Genomic DNA, 23,244 nt, shown 5'->3' on the forward strand with positions numbered 1-23,244 from the left:
CGCCGGCCGCCAAAGGCATTCACGATTTCGCGGCGCGAATTGCGTCGCGTGAACGGTGTCCGGCAACAAGCTCAGGGGGCCCGGCAGCCGCGCTCAGCTCCATCGTGCTGCTCATCGCCTCCTCGCTTCGCGCAGTCGACAAGCCGTCTGGCCACTTCCCGCAGCGGGGTATTGGTCTGTTGCGAGATCGCTCTTAGCATCGCGAAGGCGTGAGCGGCGTCGACACCGAAGCGTTCCATGATCATGCCCTTGGCTTGTCCGATGACGTCGCGGGTGGCAAGCGCGGCCTTGAATTGGCGCTCCTGTTCGTCGTGCATGAATGCGATCGCCGCATGGTTGGCCAGCATCGCGCCAACCGCCTCGGAGTCGGGCCCGAAGGCGTCAGTTCGGAAGCCGAAAAGAGTCAACGTGGCCCAGGTCGCCCGTGGCAGGTCTATCGGAGACGACAAGACGCTGTGCACCCCGGCGGTGGTCGCCGAAGGCGTGAATCGCGGCCATCGGGTATCGGTGCGCAGATCGTTGCAGCAAGTCGCCTTCTTTGCGGTGATCGCCTCCAGGCATGGACCGTGGCCGGCGGCTTGCTGAGCCATGTCCAGCGACGAGGTCAGCTGCGATGTCGCTATGATCGATCGCAGGTGGCCGTCTTCGATTACTGAGACTTTCGCGCAGTCCGCCCCCGGTATCAACGCCAATGAGGCACTGGTCAGCTCGCTGAGGGCGTCCTCGATGCCCGTTGTGCCGACCATCGCACCGGCCAGTCTTGCGATCGTCGACTGAATTGCCTTGCCGCGGCGCCCGTGGCGAATCTGCTCGGGATCCGAGAAGTGACTTATCGCGACCATGGCGAAGCCGTTTCGGAGAAAACGTGGTGCCTCGCCGCAAACCATTGCCGCATAACCGGTTTCGTTGTACCCATAGCACCCCCAGATTTTCCGATGGGTATTACGTCACTGCTGTACGACTATGCCAACCGGAGTGGAGTTCGAGCGTCGACCCGGCAGATCAATAAATGGAATGCAACGTCGACCTCGCGGAGCCACTGGCGCCCGAGTCTCGGCGATACGAGAGGCGTGAAACCCCCCGTGCGTCGTGTCGGCCCACTCACCTGACTGAGGGCCCCGACGTGCCGTGGGGCGCTTCATCAGTTAAGAATGTTAAGTAAGCTCGGAGGCGTGGGACCGGCTGATATCGGCTCATCAACGCGACGCCCATAATGGGAAATGCAACACGGGCCCGATAACTTCGCAGGTGGAGGGCGGATGCGGCGGTGAACTGGGACGGTCAGCGACCCGTCGCGAACCACCTCGATGCGTTGACGTCCGATTGGGCGCAACTAGCGGACACGACGGATATCGACGAAGCGACGGAGATCCTGCGGCCCACGTTTTTCCCTGTCGCGATCACGCCGTGCGGTAGGGGCCCGTTACACATTCGCGTCAAGGCCGAGCAGCTGCCGCTGCTCAGTATCGGCTACCTCGACCTCGGTGGTGAGGCGATGATGCGGGCAGCTGACATACCCGGCTACCAGATCGCCGTCGCGGTGTCGGGTCACAGCGTGACCAAGTGGCCCGATGGTCACGCAACGACCGTCACATCGCCCGGGTCGGCGACGGTCTTCCGCCCCGGCACGGATGTCGAACATCTGTGGTCACACGGTTGCGGCCAGCTCGGTATCAAGCTCGTCCCGGCCGAGCTGACTCGCGAGCTGGAGAATTTGCTCGACCGCTCGATTGGTAAGCCCGTGGAGTTCGCTCGCCGGCTGGACCTGACGGACAGGTCGTCGCAAAGTTGGCTGAGTTTGGTAGCGGTTCTGGCGCGAGAGTCCGGCAACGATGCCGGAATACTCACGCATCGGCTCGCCGCTTCGAATTTGCAGCATCTGCTCCTCGAGGGTCTGCTGCTCACGCAGCCGCACAACTACACGCACGCACTCCGTCAGGACGGTCGGCCCGCCTCCGCAGCGGCGGTCCAGCAGTCAATCGACTTGATGCGGAGTTATCCGGAAGCGGAGTGGACGACCGCGGCACTTGCCCGCGCGACGGGTGTCAGCGCGAGGGCACTGCAGAAGGCGTTCGCCCAGGCGGGCGAGGCGCCGCCTATGACGTACCTGCGCCATTTACGGTTGCAACGGGTACGCGCCGAACTGGCCGACGCGTCGCGGGCACGGCCCTCGGCGGCGGTCACGACGGTGGCGAGCCGGTGGGGATTCGTGCACCTCGGCCGGTTCGCTCAGCAGTACCGTCAATTGTTCGGTGAATCCCCGTCACAGACGCTTCGCGTGTCGTACCGCTAACCGTGACGTTGCGCTTCGCCGACCGTCGCATAGATTTCGAACCGCTCGGTCAGATCAGCCGCGGCGAGGGCTCTCGCGACCGGACCGGTCGGCGAGGTAACCAGGCAGATAGAAGTGTCGGACTCTGCCGCCAACGCGGTAGCGCCGACCAAGGCCTCGACGGCGGTGTCATCGATGGACGTCGCGGCAGAAAGCTCTAACACCAGCTGCGCCGGCGCTTGCGTCAATTCGTCGGCGACGGCGCGGCACAACACCGCTCGCGTTTCGCCGTCGAGGGAACCTGACGCGTGGATGATGCTGGTGCCAGCGGGAAGTCGTTGCACGGTGCAAGAGAACGACCCACCCTGTTGACCTTCTGTTTGACTCGCGCTAACTGACTCCACCTCCCTAGTGCTTCTAAAGAGTCAAGCAAGCAAACGTCGGGTCTCGATATCCGCCGAGCGACGCGGCGCTGTCCGAACTGCGTCGCGCCCTGATTAATCGAACACTCTCGTGTTGGTCGGTCGACGCGGACGACCACCGGCCTACCCATCGCAACGAGGGCAACGGAGCCATCGATCAACTATGTAAGGAACCCGTTGAGCCCAGTGGCGGCCGACCGGCATCGCTGATGTCGGCGTTTCCTAATTCGACGGCCCCCGCTCGCCGGTTCCGCTGGCCGGCGTCATCGGCTGCGTATCCCCGAGCATCTCGGAAATCTTTATCGCTAGGTGCAGGTTGAGGCGCGCCTCCACGTTCTGCAGGTCGCGGCCGGAAATGTCGCGAATGCGTCCGAGGCGGTAACGAAGGGTACTGCGGTGGATATTGAGCGCGCTCGCCGCGTGATCGTAATTTCCTCCGGAATCCAGATAGCGCGCCAAGGTGTTGACCAGGTCGGCGTTCTTGTCCTGGTCGTATGCCACCAGGGGTCCCAGCCATTCCGCTAAGAATTCACGAACCTCGGGGCTGTTGCCGCTCGGATCGACGATTCGGCAGACGCCCAGGTCGTCGAAACGACGGAAGCCGTGCCCGCCTACCGAAGCTTTCTGCACACGCAAGGTTCGCCGGGCCTCAGCAAAGGACCGCGGCAGCTCGGAGGGAGTCAGCGCGACCGACCCGATCGCGATCCATCCGCGCCCGTTCCCGACAGCCGCGGAGATCGCACGATACAGAGACCGCGGTTGGGGCACATCCTCGGTCAGCAGGACTGTCATCGACGGGCGGCGCGCGCAAAGCGGATGCAAACCGGCGGACGTGGCCCACCGAGTGGCCGAGCGGGCGATCAAATCGCCGCCGATTTCGGCGCTCCACTGCAAAACAGTCACCCGATGCGGCCTGCGCAGGTTGTAACCAAGCGCCTCGCCCCGGGCGTATGCCGTGGCGTTGTCGGTTCCGGCGAGCAGATCGTCGACTAGGTCCCGACTCAGTCGCACCTCGGTTTCTGCGAGTGAGCGCTGATGGGAGAATTCGACCGCCAACACCGCGGCCGCGTATTCCAGCGCGAAGATGTCGAGTCGATCAGCCCGGCGCTGCGGATCGTGCAGCACAACGACTCCGAGGAAATCCGCCTTCACGCGGATAAGGCTGAATATCCGGTTCCCGCAGTCGCTGTAATGTCCATGCGACCCCGCGCTGCGAATTACGTCTTCGCGGTTGCCCCCGCCGATCGCCCGGTATGTGGTGGGAATCGGCGCGGGCGACCATGCTCGCAGGTTCCCAAACATGTCCTCGATTGACACTGGCAACGAGGTCAGCTCGTGCAATGCGTCTGCAATGCCGGCCGCATCCGCTGATCCGGACAGGTTGGTCAGCGCCTTATGGATGTGGTCGCGCCGCTCGAGTTCGGCCACGCTGCGTGACAACCGGTGGATCGTTCTCTCGTGTCTGTCAGTCAGCTCCCTGAGCTGGATGTGTCGGCGTCGTTCCCTTTCGATGGCGTCGGCGCTTGTCATCGCCATGGCCGCCTGCTGCGCGAGTACTTTGAGCAACACCAACTCGTGGTAGGAGGAGGGATTCGGGGCGCGGACGACCAGGACACCGGTGACGGTACTGGCGGTGCGCAGCGTGACCGCATACCGCCAAATCGAGTCGGAAAGCGCGATCTCGCTATCGACGCCCACGCTCGCGGCGACTGCCGCATCGAGGGCACTGTCCAGCGACCGGTCAGGATCGCTGTTACGGATCAGGGATCCGTCGACCACCCGATAGGCGGTTTCTGTGGCGTAGTTGCCCAGGGATTGCACTGCGTCCGCGGCCAAGGTCAGTACGGCGCTGGCTGGGCGACCGTCGAACATCAACGAAGACAGGATGAAAACGCCGTACAAGCTCGGAAGCTCGCCACGGTAATCAATGCCCAACTCCGGTAATGACGTGTCGACAGTCATGGCTCACCTCGCGATTTCCCGGCCTGACCTCTGCGCTGTACCCGGGACGGCACCGATCCAACCAATGGGGGAAAACAGCGGTCTATAAGGATATCCGTTGAACGACAATCGATCTCGCGTCACTTCAGCGCGAAATCGGCCCACCGCTGCCAATTGCCGTCGCCAATTTGGGCCTCGCAGGGCGAAGAGTCTGGCCCGGATATAGGCGGCAGACGGCGTGGGCCTGCGTTCGGACAGATCCAGGCCCGAAACGACGATCTTGATGATCGGCAGGACGGCCTGCCGGTGCCGGGCAGGGCGACGGAGGCGGTCGTGTCACCGGCGGGTTGCTCGTAGCCTCCGCCGCTAACGAGGCGACGTGGGAGGACGGTCGCCGACCCGGTTTCGCAGCGTTTCCGAGGGGGTTTCGCCGAACAGCTGATGATATTGACTGGCGAACCTGCCAAGGTGCACGAACCCCCAACGCCCCGCGACCATCGTTACCGTGACCGACTCGGGTGAGCCAGCGGCGAGTTCTGTGTGCGCCCGATGTAGGCGCAGCCGCCGCAGGTATGCCATCGGCGAGGGCTGGTCGGACCGCTCAAATGCCCGCTGCAGCGCTCGTGCGCTGACCCCGGTCTCTCGTGCCAGTTCGGCAGTGCTCCAAAGTGTTTCCGGGTGCGCGTGCATCAGATCGATCGCGCGCTTCGCGACAGTGGTGCTTGCCGCCCCTTCACTTTCAGCCAAAGCCTCGGTGTAATTGTGGGGTTGTATTTGCAGCAGGCCCTGGATCAGCAGAAGCTGCAAGTTCGCCACGGCGAGCCGGTGGTTGAGAAGCCCGTCCTGGCGCCCGACTTCACGGGCCAGGAGCCAGACTAGGTGGTACCAATCGTGGGCGGCGGTGGTGCTCAGACTGAACTGCCGGGCAAACGTAATCCGTTTGCGCACAGGGCGGTTGAGCATGGCTTCCAGCTGCCGACGCATCTGCGGTTCAGAAACCTTCAGACAGATCTGACCGCAGTCGCCCGACCAGTCGAGCACGCACGGCATGCCCGGTGTGAACACCGCGACTGACCCGTTCGTCGTCTTGACGAGCTGGCCGTCACGCCAACGGCTCACCGCCCTGCCTGACAACGGGGCATCAATGTAATAGTCAGTTACGTCGTTTGCCCGGATGGTGACGTCGGCGCCGAAGCCAAGATAGCCCGCGGTGATCAGCGGGAGTTGCACCGCGTTCATCTGCATGTTCACCGATCTGGCCTTGTTAGGGATCAGCTCGGCGGTGACATAGACGCGGCCCAAAGCGTTGGCCGCCTCATCGACGTCCGTTGCCCGGACCTCGGGCGCCAGGTCGAAGGGTAACTCGGTCATTGTCGCTCCCAGCCTGGACTCGGCGGATGGTGTCTTCCGCTTCACTGAAACCCACATGCTACCGCCAGCAGTACCGGCCCGGATCCCACAGCAAAGCACTCAGCGCATCCCGCCGGAGCTGAGCTAATCGAGTAGGAGATCCGCTCATCTCCAACCTGCGTGTCCCCGTTGGCGGGAAACGGACAGTTTGGGGCGCTTATCGGATATCACACGGCTGTATCGGTCCGCTTTGCTACACCGAGGGCCCGACGCGAGGGGAGGCGACGTGAACGAACCAGGCTCTGAGGCCGACGACTGCTGGCTGCTTCGGCATTGTGGGAGTCAACGGGGTGATCACCGTAAACGTCGAAGTGAAGCGAATGACATCGCGATCACGGGTGGCGTCATCGCCCCGGCAAGACGCTGCGCGAGGCCACCGAAGCGCCAACCAACTGCTCACGCGAGGCCGGGACGCCATTTAAGCAAATACTGCGAGAGGCAGCTTTGAGAACCGCAGTCGTCTTTCGAACGTATGCCAAGGCGTTGAAGAAAAGGTGTGAGCAGGCCAACTACGGCGAGCCGGATGAAGTCCAGTTCGAGATGTGCGAATTCACCGATGGCAGAGTGGCTCAACGCTGGCGCGTGGGCGCGCGAAGCTGCGTGTGGTGGGACTCGTTAGAAGATCTCTACGCCATCCATGTCTACGCGCACCCCGATTACGGCACGCGCGTCGAATGGTCAGACGGCTACGTAGAGGAACTATAGCCGTGCCCGGTGCCGTGAAACGTCGTGGCGGGCGACTACAGGCTGGCCTGTCGATGCACCGAAAGCCAACGGTGGCACAGCACTTCGCTCCGGGGAGATCGTAGACCGAGCCGACCAACGCCGGGATCCGCGGCCGCGCACGCTTGAGGCTCCACCGGGGGTAGCTGTCTATAGCTTGACAGAGCAGACGGGCCACGCGGGCTCAACGCAATCGGCGCCTGGCGGACGGATACGGCCGGCTCAGCGGAAAGCCTCGACATGTGATGCGCTGAGCCGAGAGGTGTAGCTGCTCATCTGTCTCTTCAGGCCTATTCAGGCCCCAGCATCTTGTGCTGCAGTGCCCAGTTCTGCGGTGGCCCAGTCGGGCAAGGTTAGAGGCCCGGGTGTCCGTCTCGGACCCGACAAACCCTCAGGAGCCCGATATGACAACAGCCGACGAAAACAGAGAGCGCGACTTTCTCGCGAAGTGCATCGCCGACGCTTACCAGATGCTCGACATCATTCCCGGGGTGAATCCCAATGGCGCCGCGCTGGTGTGGCTTGCCGATCAGTTCATGCAGGTGCGTCGCCGAACTGAGAGCCAACTTGCGTCGACAACATGATCACGGCTGATACCGTCAACCGGATCCTGCGGTTCAATGGACAAGGCCTGCCGGTCGTTTCCCTGTACGCCCCAGTGCCCTGCCAGCCGCAAGGCCGCGTTGTCAGCCTGCGCAGCGAGGTGGACAGTCAGCTACACGCCATCCGGCCGATGGCCAAGGACCGTAGCCTTGGCCACGACGCGAGGTTGTCCATACGCGGTGACATCGACCGAATCATGGATGTCGCGGGGCAGGAACGCTGGCCACCCGGCGCGGTTGCGCTGTTCTCCTGCAGCGGCCGCGGGTTTTTCGAGGAATTGATTTTGCCGCGACAGATCCGAGAGCGGGTCATCGTCGACGAAACCACGTGGGTCCGCCCAATGCTGGCCGTGCTCGACGAGGACCACCGCTGTTGCGTCGCCGCGGTCGACCGAGAGGGCGCCCGCCTCTTGGAGCTTTATCGCGACGACATGCAGGAGCGGGGCACGCTGTCGCTTTCCGCCAAGCCGGGCCTAGACCAGGACAAGCTCGAGGAGCTGACCAAAAAACACTTCCGTGAAGTGATAACCATGATCGACAAGCTCTACTGGGGCGGCGAATTCGAGCTGTTGATCGTCGGCGGCCATCGCCCGCAACTGCCGCGTTTCCTCGACCTGCTCACCCACGAACTGCGGGGGGTGCTCGCCGGCACGTTTCCGGTCGACGATGGCGCGAGGAGCAGCTTTGGCGAGCTCAAACGGCATGCTATCGCGGTCGTGGACCGCTACGAGCGCGCCGAGGAGGAGCGCATGGTCGCCGAGGTCGTCGAGACGTCGGCCGCCGGGGGTCTGGCCGTGCTCGGCATTGAGCCGTGCTTGTGGGCCGGGAGCGCTTCCGCCATCAATCGGCTCATGATTCAAGACGGCGCGATCGCACCCGGGGTGATCTGCGACCGCAAACACTGGCTGGCTCTCGCGGGCGATACGTGCCCTGTGTGCGATCGGCCGGTGCGGCCCGCTCCCGACGTGATAGGCGAACTCGTGGAGGTCGTCATAGACGATGGTGGCGCCATTAAACACGTCTCGGCCCATACGGTCCTCACGGAGCGTGTGGCCGCGGCGTCGTTGCGGTTTCCGCTTCCACCGAAACGATGACGGGTCTGAAAGATATCGCCTGGGGCGTCGAGCCGTAGCTGGTTCTATGCGCCCGCGGGGCGATTCCGGGCGTCCAAATTCGTTTCACCGGAGGGAAGCATCGCTGGGTGGCGCCAACCATGCTGGCAGGCAGACATGTTACGAACGAGCTGAGGGTGGGCTGCGCCATGGGGGACGAACGGGTTCTCGTGACCGGAGGGTCCGGATTTGTCGGTTCTCACTGCGTCTTCGCACTGCTGAACGCCGGCTACCGGGTCCGGACGACTGTGAGATCGGCCCAACGCGAGGCGGACGTCCGTAACATGGTCGAGCGAGCCGGCGCGACGCCGGGCGATAGCCTCACGTTCGCCGTCGCCGACCTCACCTCCGATGCCGGCTGGCCGGAGGCAATGGACGGCAGCACGTTCGTCCTGCACGTTGCCTCGCCTTACCCAGCTGATGAGCCCCCCGATGAAGACGAGGTGATCCTACCCGCTCGCGACGGCACGCTTCGCGTCCTGCGCGCCGCTCGCGACGCGGGTGTCAAGCGGGTCGTACTCACGTCCTCGTTCGTCGCCATCGGCTGCGGCCACGGCAATGTCGAGCGCGAGTTCACCGAGGATGATTGGACCGATCTCGACGGCGAAGGCATCACTGCCTACGTCAAGTCCAAGGTGCTCGCCGAACGCGCGGCGTGGGACTTCGCTGAAAACGAAGCCGGCCGAACCGAACTCAGTGTGGTCAACCCCACCGCGACCTTCGGCCCGACGCTCAGCGACGATATTTCGGCCTCTGTGGCCCCGATTCTGACTCTGCTCATGGCTGGGGAAGAACCCGTATCGATGGCGAACCTCCGGTTTTCGGTGGCTGATGTGCGCGACGTTGCCGACGTCCACCTGCGCGCGATGACGCATCCCGCCGCCGCGGGCCAGCGCTTCATTGCCTGCTGCGATGGCGGCCCCATCACGATGAGACAGGCCGCACAGATTCTGCGTGCCTGGGTGGGCGTCGACTCCGTCACCGCATCGCCTGTCCTTGGTGGGACCGCGCGGCCGTCCAACCGAAAGGCCAAGGCCGTCCTACGCTTTACCCCCCGAGCAATCGAGGAAGTGCTCCTGTCGACCGCAGGAAGCCTCGTCCGTCTCGGTCTCGTGCCAACTGCATGACGACGCGCTCGACCAGTTACCTGAAGCCGAGTCGCAGTCGGGTAGTGCACCTGACTGGATTGTCCTGGTGAGGCGTTCGGTGAACCGGATCGAGGTGTGGCGATCCCCGATCCGATTGGTGGACAACATCTTTGAAATCCCGCACCCGCTCTTGTTGGCGGGTCGAGATGGCCTGCTCGATCGCGTCGAGCACCATCGAGGTAGCGCTCTGCGCCGCGAGTGCAGACTCGATCCCGCGGGAATCAGACAGTGCGTCAAGGGTTTCCTCGACGGGCAGCGCGAAGCGGATCGGAGAGGCCTCGGCGACGTCGTCGCCGGCCACCTGGGCCCGCGCGGCGAAACCTGGTAGCCAGACCCGGCGGGCCCTGACGAACAGCCCACGCGGCGCGGCTACGCCCTCCCGTCCGGGTCCCGGGGTGACCTGGCCGAAGGCGCCAGCCGACGGGCACCCCAAGCGGAGCGTTCCCGCCCCGGACCTCCCAGATGACGCGCAGGGCGGAGACCAGCAGCAGGACGGTCAGTGTGGTGAGTGCGTGTAGTTGCATGCTGAGTGGGACGGTCGCAGCCATGACGCCCCCGGCCACGAGCCGGTCGACCATGATCCTGCGGTGGTCGCGCCACCGGTAGGCGACGTCGCCGAGATAGAACAATGCGACGCCGCCGCTGAGGGCGACACCGGGCAGCGGGGCCATCGGCTCGTCCGGGTGTCCCACGGCCTGATGGACGCCGAGGGCGAAGAAGACGATGCCGGCGACCAGCACGAGGTGGAGATAGCTGTAGGCGTCCCGGGCGTGACGGGCCCGGCGAGCCGGGCTCAGCCGCCGCAGCCGCGCGGCGGCGCGGGGACTCGGCTCGAAGTACGTCCACCACATCCCGGCGGCGATAAGCACCGCCGTCACCATCGCGACGGTGGTCAGCGGCCGGCCGATGCTGTCCTTCGCGCCCCCACCGGCACTCACAATCGACTCGCCGAGGGCGATGATCACGATGAGACCGTGCCGTTCGACGAAGTATTGCGGGGATACCCGCCACCCGGCGCGCCCGGCTATGAGCGGCCCGCTGAGGTCGATGATCGCGGACGCTAGCCATAGCAGCTCCCGGTATGGCGACGTCTTGAAGGCTCCCATGACAATGAGCCCGGAGCCGGCCAGCAGGTAGGGCACCAGCTGGAGGGTGGGCGTGCGGAGCTGCTCGTCTCCGCGCGTCGTGCGTAGGAGCAGCACCACATGAAGCAGCCGGACGAACACGTAGGCGGTTGCGAAGACCAGCGCCATTTTCCCAAAGGCGTTCGGCAGCGCCGTCGCTGCGATGAGCATCGCAGCCATCGCGAAGTAGATCAGGATGCGCGCGGGCGGGTCCGCGCGCTCGAAGGTATTGGTCAGCCAGGCATAGTTCTCCCACGCCCACCAGATCGCCGTCAGTGCCAGCGCCCCTCGACCGAATCCGGTCCACGTGACATTCGCCAACATCAGGATCGTGACCTGCGACATCGCGTAGACGTAGACGAGGTCGAAGAACAGCTCAAGCGTTCCGACTGTACGGTCCTCGTGGTAGGCCGTCCGCTGGTGCGGTGATGCCTTGTCGATCACCGACCCCTCCCATCCGCCCGGGACGTCAGCCGCAGGGGGCCGCCAGTTACGTGCTGGGGCGGTCTGCGACAGTGACCGAAATCTGTTGGGTCGCGCCGCCTCGTTGCACTGTCAGCTGGATCTTGTCGCCTGGTTTACTCACCAGAAGTGCCGATATGAAGCTCTCGGCCGTCGGGGTGTCCCGACCATTGACCGCGGTGATAATGTCGCCCGGCTTAATGCCCGCGTCCGCCGCCGGACCGGGCGTGCCCACCGCCAGCACGACGACGCCGTCGGGGCGGTTGACCCCCAGCTGTTGGGCGATCTGGGGCGTCAGGGTGCGGGGCAGAATGCCGACGTAGGCATGGTGGGCGGTGCCGGTCGCCAACAACTGGTCAGCGACGTCGACGACCGTCGCGGCCGCTGTGGCAAAACCCAGGGCGACCGCGCCAGCCGTCGGGGGAATATAGGCCTCACACACGCCGACAACGTGTCCTCGTCCGTCGATCAAAGCCCCGCCGGAGTTGCCGGGTGAGATCGGCGCGTCGGTCTGGACCAGGTCCACCATTGGAGCAATGGCGGATGCGGACCCAGGGATCTGGCGATGCAGGCCGGAAATGATGCCCGACGTGACGCTGGCCTCGAACCCCAGCGGACTGCCGATGACCACGGCCAGCGCACCGACCTGGGGCAGCGACTTCTCAAATGTCGCGGGAGTTAGCCCACCCCGGTCGGCCTGCAAGACCGCGACATCGGACACGTTGTCCGCGGCACGAACCTTCGCGGTCACCTGCTGCCCGTCGGCGAAGGCCACGGTGATCTGGTGCGCACCGGCGACCACGTGCGCATCGGTGATGATTGTCCCGTCGGCTTTGTATACGATGCCGCTGCCCAGGCCATTGTCCGTGAGCACCGTGACCACCGAGGGCTCCGTCTGCCGAACCAGTGTCGGTATGTCCATCGCGGCCGCCGGAACCGTAGCCGATTGGCCAGTGGGTGAGGTGGGTGTGGTCGGCGGGCTAGCGTTGCGGTCCGGGCCGCATCCAGCACAGAAAGCTACGCCGACCGCGATCGCCAGCCGCGTCCAGGCATTCTTGCGTGCGATCGATGGTGCATGCATCAGCGACCCCGCCTCGGTAGGGAATCCGTCGACGACGTGCGATGAGGCGTCGCGCGCCGCGCCTTCTTGCCAGACTGTGCCAGCCCACGTCGCGATCGGCCTCGTCCCGCCACCTTCAAACCAGGTGCGCTCAGCTGACCTGACAGGCCGGGAAATCCGAAGCATTGCACACTCGGATTGTCGAGATTCTCGCCGCGGAGCATGAACTGTCGCGAAACGGCCCGGATCGCGGCGTCCGGGCCCAACGCAACCTGTCTTCGACGGCCAATCCGGTTATTCGCGCTCTAAAGCTTGCGGTTTTCGGACTTGAGCATCCACGCTTCCTTCTCGAGGGAGTCGATGATGGCATGCAGCAGGTCAGCAGTTGCCGGATCGGCGGCATCGACCTCGTCATGCACAGTCCGCGCGGTGTCGACAACGGCGTAGAGCCGGGTGGCCATCATGTCCACGGTTTCGGTGGTGCTGAGTTCGGCCGGCGGAGCGGGGGGGACGGTGGTCGTGCCCGCGACCGTATCTGAGCGCCCGTCGGGAACTGCGTCAAGGGCGCGCATGCGTTCGGCGATCGTGTCACTGGCTTCGCGTGCGGTGTCGACGATGCTGTCGAGTTGCAGGTGCAAGTCCCGGAAGTTTGTTCCGACGACATTCCAGTGCGCCTGCTTGCCTTGGAGATGCAGCTCGATCAAGTCGACGAGTACCTTCTGCAGGTTGCGCGGCAAGCTATCCGGGGCGACGAACGGGCGCACCTGGTCGATGTCACGACGGTTGGTCTGGATTGAAGTGGTCACGGTAATCCCTTTCGTGGTATCAGCGGTGACGTGTCGTTGCCTGAAAAACTTTGTTGCCGAACGCCCGACCGTGCATGCTGCCGTTTCGGCGAAGGTCGCGGCCGCAGCGGTAGAGCAGCAGAGTACCCAACGCCTCTGGGCGTTCGCGGTCTCCAACGGCCGCAGGTCGGTGTCATGATGTCGCTGCCGGCGTTTGGGCGAAGGCTTTCACGATGGCGGCGCAGAACGCCGGCAGATCCTCCGGTGAGCGACTCGAGATGAGGTTTCCGTCGACCGCGACGTCTTCGTCGACCACGTTAGCGCCCGCGTTTCGCAAGTCGGTCCGGACGCTGGGATACGACGTGAGGGTTCGTCCCGCGACGACGCCTGCCTCGATGAGCGTCCATGGGCCGTGACAGATCACCCCGACCGGTTTGCCCGACTCCACGAATTCCCGCACGAACGCGACTGCACGTTCATGGGTGCGCAGCTTGTCGGGATTCACCGTTCCGCCCGGCAGCAGCAGGCCGCCGTAGTCGTCGATCGACGCGTCGGCGACAACGCGATCGACAGTGAACGTGCCCGCCGGATCGAGGTCGTTGTTGCGCATATGGATCCAGCCATTACGCAAAGACAACAGTTCGGTCTGCCCACCGGCCCGGTGCACCGCCGCGGACGGATGCACCAGCTCGACCCGTTCCACGCCGTCGGCCGCCAGGATTGCAAACTTTCTGCCCTGCAACATTTTTGACATGAATTGCACTCCTCATGCCGCCGCCCGTTGTGGTCTGAGTATTACGATGTTGCGACATAATCGAGTTCGTCGCGCGCCTCGACTGCGCGCCGCAGTTCCTCGTCTGCGTTGCGGTTCGTCTCGGCCTCGGCAACCATCCGCTCCACCGCGCGGCGCCGGCAGGATAGTGTTCAACTTTGAATCGGCCCAATGCCCGTTTTTTGGCTGGCCATTTGGCATACCGGCTGTTAAGGCCGAGAACGCCGAGATGCTCGCCGAGGGACTGGCGAGGACCGCACCTAGGCGTTTACCGTTTGCTGAGACTCAGACGTGGTTGGAATGGCTTGCGGGCCACCGTTCGCCGCGCCGATTGTTATCTTGCGCGGCTTGCTGGCCTCCGACACCGGAACCGTCAAAGTCAGCACGCCATGGTCGACTTGGGCGGTCATCTTGCTCGGATCGAGGTTCTCGCCAAGAAAGAGCTGCCGGCGGAACTCGCCCTGCGGTCGTTCGTCGACGATCACCTGGTCGCCCTCTTGGTGCAGCGGTTGGCGACGGGCGCTCACCTCGACGACGTTGCGTTCGACGGTGACGTCCACATCGTTTTCTGTGATGCCGGGCACGTCGATAGCGATGATGAATTGGTCGCCCCGGCGTAAGGCCTCTATGGGCAGGGTGTGCGCCGTCCAGGCACCTCCCGCTGCCTGATTGGCCAGGCGGTCAAGCTCGCGGAACGGGTCGAAACGCATCAATGTCATGGCTGATCTCCTAGGTTGGCCACGTTCGCGGCGGTCGCCCGTCGACGCCACGTAGAATCCTTACCCGAAGCGCGGTAATGCGCTCCCAGAGCAGAAGTCTGGCATCTGGCCGCGGTAGTCGCGTGCGCCCAGCGGGTCCGAAATCCGGAGTGGGATTCGTCCTCTTAGGACGAGCACCAGAGCGTTGGGCGGGCGATGGTGAGCGTCAGGCTCAGCACCTTTCGCCACGGCAATTGGAGGCTCTACAACGCCGGTGGTGGATTTGGCGCCGGGAGTAGCCTGGTGAACTCCAGAGGAAGGTGCGACATGAAGTCGTTGAACTCCTTCCGGTCCACCGCCTCGCGCAGGGTCAGCAGCACCGCCTCTACACCGGTCATAGTCTCGGTCTTGTTCAGCCCAGTGCGGCGGCTGACGCGCACAATCAGGTCATCCAGGTCGAATCGCTGCGGACCTTTGCTGTTCCATCGCACTGAGTCGCCAAGATCCTCGGGGAGCTGTCGGATCAGGTGCCGTACCTCTCCGCCGTTCACTCGCGTCGCCAAGACCTCGAGTACCGCACGGGTCAGATCGGCTGCCTCCCCCTTCGACAGCATGGTGCGCTCGGCGACGTCGCGATAAAACTCGTGAGCATTCATCGGCTCATCTCCAACTGTCTGTTCCACCGCGGCGGTTTCCTCGGACAATGCCCGGTTGTGCATTTCCGCGCACCAACCTGTGGTTAGTAAGAGTCGATGGACCACCTGTTCTGGCAGATCGAGACCACTGCGAAGGGCGGGCGCCGAGGTCTAGGGAAGCCGATAGTTTTCGTACCAGTGTGTCCAAGACGGCACGGCGGCGTCAGCGGCAGCATGTCGACGAAGACGGTCGGATCACCAAGGAGGTATTCGAGGTATTCGAGGTATTCAAGGTATTCAGTGGCCGCCAGCACCGCCTACATGAGAGGACAGGATGACCAGACTAGAGCTAACAGGTAGTGGGACAGCAGATTTCAATGAGGGCGATGTCTATTTCATCGGTAACGCCACCACATTAATCCGCTTTGGCGGCCTGACGATCCTGACCGATCCCGCCTTCCTGCACAAAGGCGAGCACGTCGATCTGGGTCACGGCATCTGGGCCCGGCGCGAGGTTGAGCCGGCGTGCCAGGTCGCTGACCTGCCACCGATCGATCTGATCGTGTTGTCGCACTACCACGGCGATCATTTCGATGACGTCGCCGCCCAAGAGCTCGACAAGGAACTGCCCGTGGTATCCACGGCTGACGCGGTGGACAAGCTCAGCGCGCTCGGCTTCGCGCAGGGCTATCCCCTCGACACCTGGGAATCCCTGGTGGTGAGCAAAGGCGACGCGACGCTGACTATTACGGCCATGCCGGCCAAGCATGCCGCCGAAGAGTCGGTCAATGACCTGCTCATGCCTGTCAACGGACACCTGCTCGACTTCAGCCGCAACGACGATCACCTCTATCGCCTCTACATCACTGGCGACACCATGCTCGTCGACAGCCTCGAAGACATCCCGCGCCGCTACCCCGACATCGACCTCGGTCTAATCCACACCGGTGGCACTACCTTCCTGGTCACCGTTGTCACGATGACCGGCGAGCAGGCAGTGAAGGCCGTCGAGATCACCAAACCGTGCACCGCCATCCCGATCCACTACAACGACTTCTCGGTATTCCTATCCGGACTCGACGACTTCAAGAAGGCAGCCCAGACCTCGACTGCAGGTGCGAAGTTCGTCTACCTCGCTCACGGCGAGACCTACACCTTCAAACCTCGGGTATGACGCTTGAAAATGGACGCGCCCCCGAGACAAACTGGGGCGGAAACGAAGTGAGACGCATACATCGCTGGAGCGCGGGGCGCCGCGAGTGGGCCGCCGCTGATGTGCGCGTCGGCGAAAAGGGAGCGGACTTCGACCAGGGGCGGCCTGGAGTCCCCACGCGGTGGTGGACGGGCGGCTTGGCACCGGCCGGAATCCGGCGTCCTCTAAGCAGGCGGCCCAGTGCGCGCTTGCCGTCCTCATGGCGACACAGTCCCCGCAGTCGTGACGAGGAAGGAGCCACGGATGCATGTTCGGCACACGCTGATAACCGCCGATCCAGAACGGATCGACGACGCCATCGCATACCTCGCTTCTGATGGCCGATTGCGCCTTGAGGCGGAACCTGGCGAGAAAGGATTGTCGCTACAGGTATCTTTCGACCTGACCATCGCGGTCCTCGAGTCGTTCTGGGTCTCACACGATGCCATGCGAGAAAGCGAACGCGTAGAGGCCGGTGTCCGCGACGACGCGATCCGTCTTGCGCTCGGCACCGCCTCCGTCGAACGCTTCAGGAGGGCGAGCGTGACTCGGGTGGGGCGAGAAGAGGGCGGAGCGGGCGTGCGCCACACCGTCTATCAGACGAATCCGGCCGCACTCGACGAGGCGATAGCGGGATATGAAGACACAGCGGTGCCTTGGCTGACGGAGGCCGACGGGTTCGTCAGTGCAGCCCTTTTGGTCGATCACCGCTCTGGCCGACAACTCAGCCAAACCATTTGGCGCGACATCGACGCCCTGGTAAAGAGCCGCAGTCCTGCCGCAGCGCTCCGAGTGGACGCCGTCGCGGCGACCAACTGCGCCGTAGTCGCACTCGACGAGTACGGGCTGGTGTTTCGGTCCATCCCGGCGGAGTGATCGAAATTGAAAACGCGACAAAGCATTACGTCCCGCGAACACATTGCTGGATTTACTCGGATCCGAGAAACACACCATCGCACTTGCGGCGAGAGGCAGCGCGTCGTAGTTGCAGCGACCGGGTGATGACCGTCGCAGTGACTCCTCATGACAAAGTCGGGGGCCAAGAATCGACCTGCCGGGTCATCTACTGCCGACGAACGAGTGAATACCGTCGAGTCATGGCTGAAGACACGGAAAATCAACACACCAGCGACACCCAAACCACCACCGAAAACGACTCCGCAGTCCCACTGGCACCCGGAGGCAACCCGGACAACCGCGAAACCGTTCAGAACATGGACGCACCCGAACTCCGCAATGCAGTGATAGAGCTGCTGACGATCATCGACGATTCCGATGAAATGGATGTGGTCGTCACTATCTCAGACGACGGCACTGTAGTCGTCGAGGCCGCCTAGTCCGACGAGCATCGAGAATCCGATGACGCAGGAACTTAGGGGTCACCGCGTCGGCATATTGGCCGCCGACGGTGTCGAGCGAGTCGAACTGGAACAGCCCCGCGGGGCGTTACACGGTGCGGGAGCCACGACCGAGGTCATCTCGCTGCATCCGGGCGAGATTCAGGCCCGGCAGTTCGACATGGAGCCGGCCGGAAGCTTTCCGGTCGACCGCTTGGTCGCCGACGTGTCCGCCGATGACTACGACGCGCTGCTGATGCCGGGCGGAACCGTCAACCCTGACAAACTGCGTATGAACGCCGACGCGGTTGGCTTCGTCAAGGCATTCGCGGACACGGGCAAACCGATCGCCGTGATCTGCCACGGCCCGTGGACTCTCGCCGAAGCGGACGTCATTAGGGGAGTGAGGATGACGTCATGGCCTAGCATCCGAACGGATCTCCGGCGGGCCGGGGCGGACGTCGTTGATGAGGAGGTCGTGATCGATCGTCAGTTCATCTCCAGTAGGTCACCCAACGACCTACCAGCTTTCTGCGGCGCGCTAGTAGCCCAGTTCGCGAAGGCGAAACAGCCCGTCTGACGTTTAGGCCCCACGGCTTACGTCGTCGACCTTCGGCGTCCAACTCCGCGGAGAATGTTTGAACTGCCGGGACGAGGCCGGGACTGCGAACGTTGGGCACAGTGGTAACTGAGAAGTGTTGGGACCATTCCGCCGCTGCGGCAGCGTTCTCCGCTTTTCGGTAAACGACAACGGAAAGGAGGCAACCATGGCGACAAAGGCGTTGCTGGTGCGGCTCGAGGCCAAGCCCGGCAAGGAGGCCGCAGTCGAGAAATTTCTTCTGTCGGCGCTGCCGCTTGTCGAGCAAGAACCGGGCACGAAACCATGGCTTGCGGTTCGGTTCAGTCCGTCGGTGTTCGGCATTATCGACGCTTTCCCCGACGAGGCGGCACGAGAGGCACATCTTGGCGGCCCGGTTGGAAAGGCCCTAGCGGACAAGGCCGACGAGCTGTTCGCCTCGCCACCCGCAATCAGCAAATTGGACGTTCTCGCCAACAAGCTCTGAGGCCGTTGCTGACGCCGCGTATCGGGGCAACAGGATAGGCCGCGAAGCAGTCCGGACGCGATCTTTCGGACAGCGTGGACGACGCCCGATTGCTTTGGGCAACGCAGAATTAAGGTGTGGCACGGATAGTCGACGGTGGGGCCGGCCATCTCTAGCAGATCGGACAACATCGTGAACTCATCGGTATCACGTGGACCGGCTGCGGCAGCGTTGTGCGCGCTGATTGCCGCCGCCGCAGTGAGCGGTTGCAGCGCCGGACAACAGTCGCAAACCGCCACGATCGAACCGGCGGTCAACGGCTCCATGGCTACTCTCAATAACATTGCGCTGCGCAACATCCGGATCCGTGCCGAGCAGTCCGGCTACGCCGTGCGGCCGGGCAACACCGTTGACCTGGCCCTGGTGGCCGCCAATCAATCACCGGACACCGCGGACGCCCTCGTCGCGGTTACCTCCGACGTCGGTGCGGTCACCGTGGCCGGAACCGCGACGATACCGGCCGATGGCATACTGATCGTCGACAGCCCGGGCCGGGTGGACGCCAGCGCGCTGGCAGAGGTTATACCCGCCAACACTGCCACCGCGACCGTGATACTGACCAAGCCGATCAGCAATGGGCTGACTTATGAGTTCGCCTTCCAATTCGCACACGTAGGCAAGATATCCGTCCAAGTGCCGGTCTCGGCTGATTAGCGCAATCGGTGTCACGGCCACAGAGACGCCCAGGTGGCGGCCTCGATCGAATCCTCCACCATGTCCCCGGTGTCGGGTGCGGCGACCGGCGTCAGCATCCGTCCGAGCGCGATTGCGCCGTCCCCGTTGAGCAGGCTGGTGATCCGCTCGATGGATGTCGTCGTTTGTGGTATTGGGACGCTCGACGATTCATGGCCGCCGCCATTCCCGGCCCATGCGCTGCAGCATCTCGAACGCCGAAGAGGGGCCCCACGCGCCGGGCTCATACGACTCGGGCCGACCGTGCGCGGCCCAGTACTCGAGGACCGGATCGAGGATCTGCCAGGACAATTCGACCTCCTCGTTGACCGGGAACAGCGATGCCTCACCGAGTAGCACGTCGAGGATCAGCCGTTCGTAAGCCTCGGGCGAGTCCTCGGTGAACGCGGAGCTGTAAGAGAAGTCCATGTTGACGTCGCGGACCTCCATCGCGGTGCCGGGCACCTTGGAGCCGAACCGCAGCGTGATGCCCTCGTCTGGCTGGATCCGTATCACCAACGCGTTGTGGCGCAGCCCCTGGGTCATGATCTGGTCGAACGGCAGATGCGGTGCGCATTTGAAGATCAGCGCAATCTCGGACACTCTGCGGGCCAGGCGTTTTCCGGTCCGCAGGAAGAACGGTACGCCGGCCCAGCGGCGGGTGTCGATCTCCAGCGTGATCGCCGCGAACGTCTCGGTGGTGGACTCGTTGGAAAACCCTTCCTCCTCGAACAGGCCGCGGACGTGTTCGCTGCCTTGCCAGCCGGCGCTGTACTGGCCGCGGGCCGTTGTCTCGTCGAACGGCTGGGCCAGCCGGACCGCCGAGAGGATCTTGACCTTCTCATCTTTCAGTGCGCGCGCGCTGAATCTGATCGGCTCTTCCATCGTGGTGAGCGCCATCAGTTGCAACAGGTGGTTCTGGATCACGTCGCGGGCGGCGCCGATGCCGTCGTAATAGCTGGCGCGTCCGGCGAGGCCGATGTCCTCTGCCATCGTGATCTGCACGTTGTCAACATAATTCGCATTCCAGATCGGTTCGTACAGCTCGTTGGCGAACCGCAGCGCCAGGATGTTCTGGACTGTTTCCTTACCGAGGTAGTGGTCGATGCGGAAAACCGACTCCTCGGGAAAGACTCGGTTGACGATAGCGTTGAGTTCGCGAGCGCTCCGCAAGTCACGGCCAAACGGCTTCTCGATCACCACCCGGCTCCAGGAGCCCTCCCGAGGACACGCCAGCCCGGACTTTTGCAGTTGCTCGCACACCACGGGAAAACCCTCCGGTGGGATCGCCAGGTAGAACGCGTGATTGCCGTCGATGCCGCGCTCCGCATCGAGCTTCTCCAGGCATTCGGCCAGCCGGCCGAACGCCGCCTCGTCATCGAACGTGCCAGGCACGAACGCGAGGCCCTCGGCCAGCCGGTCCCACACCTCCTGCCGGAACGGCGTGCGCGAATACTGCTTGACGGCGTCGTAGGCGACCGTGGCGAAATCCTGGTCAGCCCAATCCCGTCGGGCGAAACCGACTAGTCCGAATGTCGGCGCTAGCAGCCCGCGATTGGCCAGGTCGTAGATCGCCGGCATCAGCTTCTTGCGGGCCAGATCCCCGGTGATCCCGAAGATCACCACCGTGCAGGGGCCGGCGATATGCGGCAGCCGCTTATCCCGCTTGTCTCGCAGCGGGTTCACCCAGGCGGCCGCAGCGGCCGTTGTGGAGTTGGTCGACGGGAGGGTGGTCATTTCGCCGCGGCGTCCAGCTGGGCTTGCGCTTCCTTCAGCAGATCGTTGCGCGACGCCCCGAACTTCTCGACGCCTTCTGTGTCGAGCACGAGGAACACACGGCGCAGATCCAGTGGCACCGCCGAGAGCTCCTCAAATCGCTGACCGCCGAGGTGCACCTCCCGGAGGGCGGCATACGCCAACCGCGCGTCGTCGATGCAGGCCTGGTCGCGCAGCGCGAGCGCCTCGTCGGTGCCGACGTTCTCCAGCCGCGGCAACGACGCTGGTGGGATCGGCGGCTTCCGCGGACTCGGCATGGACTCAGTACGTAGCGGGAGTAGATTGTGCGCGCACGCCCTGCTCATGCAGGCTGGTGCACACGGCTGCCAGGCGATCGCGAAACTGCGCAGCCAGGTCGGCGTTGAAGCCTTCGCGAACCACGATGCGCAACACCGCAACGTCTTCGGCGTTAGCCGGCATAGTATAGGCCGGCACTTGCCAGCCGAAGGCTCGTAACTCGTGGGAGACCTCTGATGCCGTGAAGCCGGCGTCTTCCACCACTTCGAATGTCAGCACAGGCACTGCCGAGCCGTCGCTGACCAGATGGAGCCCGTGGATGGCCTCGATCTGCTTGCCAAGCCACACTGCGGTATCGCGGAGCGTCGACATGATGCTGGTGTATCCGCGGCGACCGAGGCGCAAAAAGTTGTAGTACTGCCCGACTACTTCGTTGCCGGGGCGGGAGAAGTTCAGCGTGAAGGTCGGCATCTCGCCGCCCAGGTAGTTGACCCGGAACACGAGATCCTCTGGCAGATATTCGTGGCCGCGCCACAGTACAAACCCGATGCCCGGGTAGGTGAGTCCGTACTTGTGGCCGCTCACGTTGATTGAGACCACCCGGTCGAGCCGGAAATCCCACTGCAGGTGCGGGTGCAGAAAGGGTGCGACGAATCCGCCGATCGCCGCATCCACGTGCACCGGGACGTCGGGTCCGCCCGCGGCAGCGAGATCGTCGAGCGCGTTGACGATGTCAGCGATCGGGTCCAACTCGCCGGTGAAGGTCGTGCCGAGAACCGCGACCGCTCCGATGGTGTTCTCGTCGGCGGCCTGCCGCACCTGTTCGGGGGTAACGACGTAGCGGCCCTTCTCGATCGGCAGGTAGCGCGCCTCGACGTCGAAGTAGCGGCAGAACTTCTCCCACACGACCTGAACGTTGTTGCCTAGTACCAGGTTCGGCCGGGACACATCCTGGTTCGCGGCGTTGCGCGCAGTGCGCCAGCGCCACTTCAGTGCAAGTCCCCCGAGCATCACCGCCTCAGAGGACCCGACGGTTGACACCCCGGTCGCGCTGGCCGGGTCGCCAGACGACAGCCCGGGGGCGTGGAACAGGTCGGCGACGATGTTCACGCAGCGTTGCTCGATCGCGGCGGTCGCCGGGTACTCGTCCTTGTCGATCAGGTTCTTGTCGAACGTTTCGGCCATGAGCTGCTCGGCCTCGGGTTCCATCCAGGTGGTGACGAAGGTCGCCAGGTTCAGCCGCGAACTTCCATCCAGCATCAGCTCGTCATGGATCAATCGGTACGCGACCCGTGGATCTTGCGTAGCTGCCGGAAGTTGTAGCGCCGGAATATGATTTATTTCAAAGCGTCCGGTGTAAGCGGGCATGATGGCCCCACCGTGGTAATGACGAGTGAGTTGAGTCATCGCTGCCTCCTGCATGGCCTGCGGCATAGTTTGCGGTGAGGGGTTGCGGCGCCGCCACTCTGATCGTCGCCTTCGAACCCCGCGCTTATGGAGTTAATCCCAGCTGATGTCTGGCGAGGCCCGCATCAACCCTCGAGGACCGAGTCACCTTGGTGTTTATGCCTCACCGGGTCCAAGCACATTCCCGACACGTCGGAGGGTAAGAACCGCTTCGGGGTCGTCATCGTGTAATCCGATGACTCGACTGGTCTTTCGTAGCCCCTACCCGAGTGGACCTGGCCCGGGTTGACCTCTGTAGTACTCCCAGCACGACTCACGCGTGAAATGTTCGACCTCGTGGGTTGACGCGACACC

General features: G+C 63.8%; 24 protein-coding genes. 11 read left to right on the forward strand and 13 right to left on the reverse strand.

What is annotated here, in order from left to right:
• Positions 1 to 71: 71 nt before the first annotated feature.
• Positions 72 to 887 (reverse strand): GAF and ANTAR domain-containing protein, encoded by an 816-nt coding sequence (locus G6N48_RS22345; protein ID WP_085268310.1) that lies wholly within the window; start codon positions 885 to 887, stop codon positions 72 to 74.
• Positions 888 to 1,267: 380 nt separating this feature from the next.
• Between G6N48_RS22345 and G6N48_RS22350 the strand changes: the two genes are divergently transcribed.
• Positions 1,268 to 2,293 carry an AraC family transcriptional regulator gene (locus G6N48_RS22350; protein ID WP_085268311.1) on the forward strand — a complete coding sequence of 342 codons (1,026 nt, stop codon included), beginning with the start codon at positions 1,268 to 1,270 and terminating at the stop codon, positions 2,291 to 2,293.
• Here G6N48_RS22350 and G6N48_RS22355 read toward each other — a convergent pair.
• The 3 genes from G6N48_RS22355 to G6N48_RS22365 form a co-directional block, all read right to left on the reverse strand.
• Positions 2,290 to 2,616, reverse strand: a complete 327-nt coding sequence (locus G6N48_RS22355) for an STAS domain-containing protein (protein WP_161494187.1) — start codon at positions 2,614 to 2,616, stop codon at positions 2,290 to 2,292. The two genes, G6N48_RS22350 and G6N48_RS22355, sit on opposite strands and share 4 nt — an antisense overlap.
• 300 nt (positions 2,617 to 2,916) lie before the next feature.
• Positions 2,917 to 4,656, reverse strand: coding sequence for a PucR family transcriptional regulator (locus tag G6N48_RS22360; RefSeq protein ID WP_085268313.1), 1,740 nt, complete (start codon positions 4,654 to 4,656; stop codon positions 2,917 to 2,919).
• Positions 4,657 to 5,001: 345 nt separating this feature from the next.
• On the reverse strand, positions 5,002 to 6,006 hold the full coding sequence (locus tag G6N48_RS22365; protein WP_161494188.1) for an AraC family transcriptional regulator: 1,005 nt from the start codon (positions 6,004 to 6,006) through the stop codon (positions 5,002 to 5,004).
• Between the two features lie 483 nt (positions 6,007 to 6,489).
• On the opposite strand from G6N48_RS22365, the gene G6N48_RS22370 reads away from it, so the two are divergent.
• The 4 genes from G6N48_RS22370 (at position 6,490) to G6N48_RS22385 (ending at position 9,609) form a co-directional block, all read left to right on the forward strand.
• Positions 6,490 to 6,750: a hypothetical protein gene (locus G6N48_RS22370; protein ID WP_139825685.1), complete on the forward strand. Its 261-nt coding sequence runs from the start codon at positions 6,490 to 6,492 to the stop codon at positions 6,748 to 6,750.
• 422 nt (positions 6,751 to 7,172) lie between these two features.
• Positions 7,173 to 7,352, forward strand: a complete 180-nt coding sequence (locus tag G6N48_RS22375) for a hypothetical protein (protein WP_085268316.1) — start codon at positions 7,173 to 7,175, stop codon at positions 7,350 to 7,352.
• Complete coding sequence (locus G6N48_RS22380; protein WP_085268317.1) at positions 7,349 to 8,464, forward strand: baeRF10 domain-containing protein; 1,116 nt, start codon at positions 7,349 to 7,351, stop codon at positions 8,462 to 8,464. The genes G6N48_RS22375 and G6N48_RS22380 overlap by 4 nt, the downstream gene beginning before the upstream one ends.
• A gap of 167 nt (positions 8,465 to 8,631) precedes the next feature.
• Positions 8,632 to 9,609, forward strand: coding sequence for an SDR family oxidoreductase (locus G6N48_RS22385; RefSeq protein ID WP_085268442.1), 978 nt, complete (start codon positions 8,632 to 8,634; stop codon positions 9,607 to 9,609).
• A gap of 254 nt (positions 9,610 to 9,863) precedes the next feature.
• Here G6N48_RS22385 and G6N48_RS22390 read toward each other — a convergent pair whose 3' ends face one another.
• The 6 genes from G6N48_RS22390 to G6N48_RS22415 form a co-directional block, all read right to left on the reverse strand.
• On the reverse strand, positions 9,864 to 11,198 hold the full coding sequence (locus tag G6N48_RS22390; protein ID WP_232066684.1) for a low temperature requirement protein A: 1,335 nt from the start codon (positions 11,196 to 11,198) through the stop codon (positions 9,864 to 9,866).
• A 46-nt stretch (positions 11,199 to 11,244) separates the two neighbouring features.
• Positions 11,245 to 12,099 carry a S1C family serine protease gene (locus G6N48_RS22395; protein ID WP_232066685.1) on the reverse strand — a complete coding sequence of 285 codons (855 nt, stop codon included), beginning with the start codon at positions 12,097 to 12,099 and terminating at the stop codon, positions 11,245 to 11,247.
• 482 nt (positions 12,100 to 12,581) lie between these two features.
• Complete coding sequence (locus G6N48_RS22400; protein ID WP_085268444.1) at positions 12,582 to 13,070, reverse strand: Dps family protein; 489 nt, start codon at positions 13,068 to 13,070, stop codon at positions 12,582 to 12,584.
• Positions 13,071 to 13,254: 184 nt separating this feature from the next.
• Positions 13,255 to 13,815, reverse strand: a complete 561-nt coding sequence (locus G6N48_RS22405) for a type 1 glutamine amidotransferase domain-containing protein (RefSeq protein WP_085268445.1) — start codon at positions 13,813 to 13,815, stop codon at positions 13,255 to 13,257.
• A 278-nt stretch (positions 13,816 to 14,093) separates the two neighbouring features.
• Complete coding sequence (locus G6N48_RS22410) at positions 14,094 to 14,552, reverse strand: Hsp20/alpha crystallin family protein (RefSeq protein ID WP_085268319.1); 459 nt, start codon at positions 14,550 to 14,552, stop codon at positions 14,094 to 14,096.
• 242 nt (positions 14,553 to 14,794) lie between these two features.
• A complete protein-coding gene (locus tag G6N48_RS22415; protein ID WP_197745601.1) occupies positions 14,795 to 15,250 on the reverse strand; it encodes a DUF2267 domain-containing protein in 456 nt (151 codons plus the stop codon).
• A gap of 250 nt (positions 15,251 to 15,500) precedes the next feature.
• On the opposite strand from G6N48_RS22415, the gene G6N48_RS22420 reads away from it, so the two are divergent.
• The 6 genes from G6N48_RS22420 (at position 15,501) to G6N48_RS22445 (ending at position 19,452) form a co-directional block, all read left to right on the forward strand.
• A complete protein-coding gene (locus G6N48_RS22420; protein ID WP_085268320.1) occupies positions 15,501 to 16,340 on the forward strand; it encodes an MBL fold metallo-hydrolase in 840 nt (279 codons plus the stop codon).
• A 282-nt stretch (positions 16,341 to 16,622) separates the two neighbouring features.
• The gene (locus tag G6N48_RS22425; RefSeq protein ID WP_085268321.1) at positions 16,623 to 17,234 is read left to right on the forward strand and encodes a hypothetical protein; all 612 of its coding nucleotides are present in this window, start codon (positions 16,623 to 16,625) and stop codon (positions 17,232 to 17,234) included.
• Between the two features lie 221 nt (positions 17,235 to 17,455).
• Complete coding sequence (locus tag G6N48_RS22430; protein WP_085268322.1) at positions 17,456 to 17,695, forward strand: hypothetical protein; 240 nt, start codon at positions 17,456 to 17,458, stop codon at positions 17,693 to 17,695.
• 22 nt (positions 17,696 to 17,717) lie between these two features.
• Positions 17,718 to 18,275: a type 1 glutamine amidotransferase domain-containing protein gene (locus G6N48_RS22435; RefSeq protein WP_085268323.1), complete on the forward strand. Its 558-nt coding sequence runs from the start codon at positions 17,718 to 17,720 to the stop codon at positions 18,273 to 18,275.
• 187 nt (positions 18,276 to 18,462) lie between these two features.
• Complete coding sequence (locus G6N48_RS22440) at positions 18,463 to 18,759, forward strand: putative quinol monooxygenase (protein ID WP_085268324.1); 297 nt, start codon at positions 18,463 to 18,465, stop codon at positions 18,757 to 18,759.
• A 171-nt stretch (positions 18,760 to 18,930) separates the two neighbouring features.
• Positions 18,931 to 19,452 (forward strand): hypothetical protein, encoded by a 522-nt coding sequence (locus G6N48_RS22445; protein WP_232066686.1) that lies wholly within the window; start codon positions 18,931 to 18,933, stop codon positions 19,450 to 19,452.
• 189 nt (positions 19,453 to 19,641) lie between these two features.
• Here G6N48_RS22445 and zwf read toward each other — a convergent pair whose 3' ends face one another.
• From zwf to G6N48_RS22460, 3 genes are read right to left on the reverse strand one after another with little or no spacing between them, the layout of a single operon-like run.
• On the reverse strand, positions 19,642 to 21,207 hold the full coding sequence (zwf, locus tag G6N48_RS22450; protein ID WP_085268326.1) for a glucose-6-phosphate dehydrogenase: 1,566 nt from the start codon (positions 21,205 to 21,207) through the stop codon (positions 19,642 to 19,644).
• Entirely contained in the window at positions 21,204 to 21,503 is a 300-nt protein-coding gene (locus G6N48_RS22455) for a beta/alpha barrel domain-containing protein (protein WP_139825686.1), read from the reverse strand. Before G6N48_RS22455 ends, zwf begins: the two co-directional genes overlap by 4 nt.
• A 4-nt stretch (positions 21,504 to 21,507) precedes the next feature.
• The gene (locus G6N48_RS22460; RefSeq protein ID WP_085268447.1) at positions 21,508 to 22,890 is read right to left on the reverse strand and encodes a glutamate decarboxylase; all 1,383 of its coding nucleotides are present in this window, start codon (positions 22,888 to 22,890) and stop codon (positions 21,508 to 21,510) included.
• Positions 22,891 to 23,244 lie beyond the last annotated feature (354 nt).

The sequence above is a fragment of the Mycobacterium parmense genome, assembly GCF_010730575.1.
GTDB classification, from domain to species: domain Bacteria; phylum Actinomycetota; class Actinomycetes; order Mycobacteriales; family Mycobacteriaceae; genus Mycobacterium; species Mycobacterium parmense.

Bases quoted from the DNA above. Each gene is read 5' to 3' on its own strand.
- G6N48_RS22345 (WP_085268310.1), bottom strand. From the start codon at position 887: ATGGTTTGCGGCGAGGCACCACGTTTTCTCCGAAACGGCTTCGCCATG.
- G6N48_RS22360 (WP_085268313.1), bottom strand. From the start codon at position 4,656: ATGACTGTCGACACGTCATTACCGGAGTTGGGCATTGATTACCGTGGC.
- G6N48_RS22365 (WP_161494188.1), bottom strand. From the start codon at position 6,006: ATGACCGAGTTACCCTTCGACCTGGCGCCCGAGGTCCGGGCAACGGAC.
- G6N48_RS22375 (WP_085268316.1), top strand. From the start codon at position 7,173: ATGACAACAGCCGACGAAAACAGAGAGCGCGACTTTCTCGCGAAGTGC.
- G6N48_RS22380 (WP_085268317.1), top strand. From the start codon at position 7,349: ATGATCACGGCTGATACCGTCAACCGGATCCTGCGGTTCAATGGACAA.
- G6N48_RS22385 (WP_085268442.1), top strand. From the start codon at position 8,632: ATGGGGGACGAACGGGTTCTCGTGACCGGAGGGTCCGGATTTGTCGGT.
- G6N48_RS22405 (WP_085268445.1), bottom strand. From the start codon at position 13,815: ATGTCAAAAATGTTGCAGGGCAGAAAGTTTGCAATCCTGGCGGCCGAC.
- G6N48_RS22410 (WP_085268319.1), bottom strand. From the start codon at position 14,552: ATGACATTGATGCGTTTCGACCCGTTCCGCGAGCTTGACCGCCTGGCC.
- G6N48_RS22415 (WP_197745601.1), bottom strand. From the start codon at position 15,250: ATGCACAACCGGGCATTGTCCGAGGAAACCGCCGCGGTGGAACAGACA.
- G6N48_RS22420 (WP_085268320.1), top strand. From the start codon at position 15,501: ATGACCAGACTAGAGCTAACAGGTAGTGGGACAGCAGATTTCAATGAG.
- G6N48_RS22425 (WP_085268321.1), top strand. From the start codon at position 16,623: ATGCATGTTCGGCACACGCTGATAACCGCCGATCCAGAACGGATCGAC.
- G6N48_RS22430 (WP_085268322.1), top strand. From the start codon at position 17,456: ATGGCTGAAGACACGGAAAATCAACACACCAGCGACACCCAAACCACC.
- G6N48_RS22435 (WP_085268323.1), top strand. From the start codon at position 17,718: ATGACGCAGGAACTTAGGGGTCACCGCGTCGGCATATTGGCCGCCGAC.
- G6N48_RS22440 (WP_085268324.1), top strand. From the start codon at position 18,463: ATGGCGACAAAGGCGTTGCTGGTGCGGCTCGAGGCCAAGCCCGGCAAG.
- zwf (WP_085268326.1), bottom strand. From the start codon at position 21,207: ATGACCACCCTCCCGTCGACCAACTCCACAACGGCCGCTGCGGCCGCC.
- G6N48_RS22455 (WP_139825686.1), bottom strand. From the start codon at position 21,503: ATGCCGAGTCCGCGGAAGCCGCCGATCCCACCAGCGTCGTTGCCGCGG.
- G6N48_RS22460 (WP_085268447.1), bottom strand. From the start codon at position 22,890: ATGACTCAACTCACTCGTCATTACCACGGTGGGGCCATCATGCCCGCT.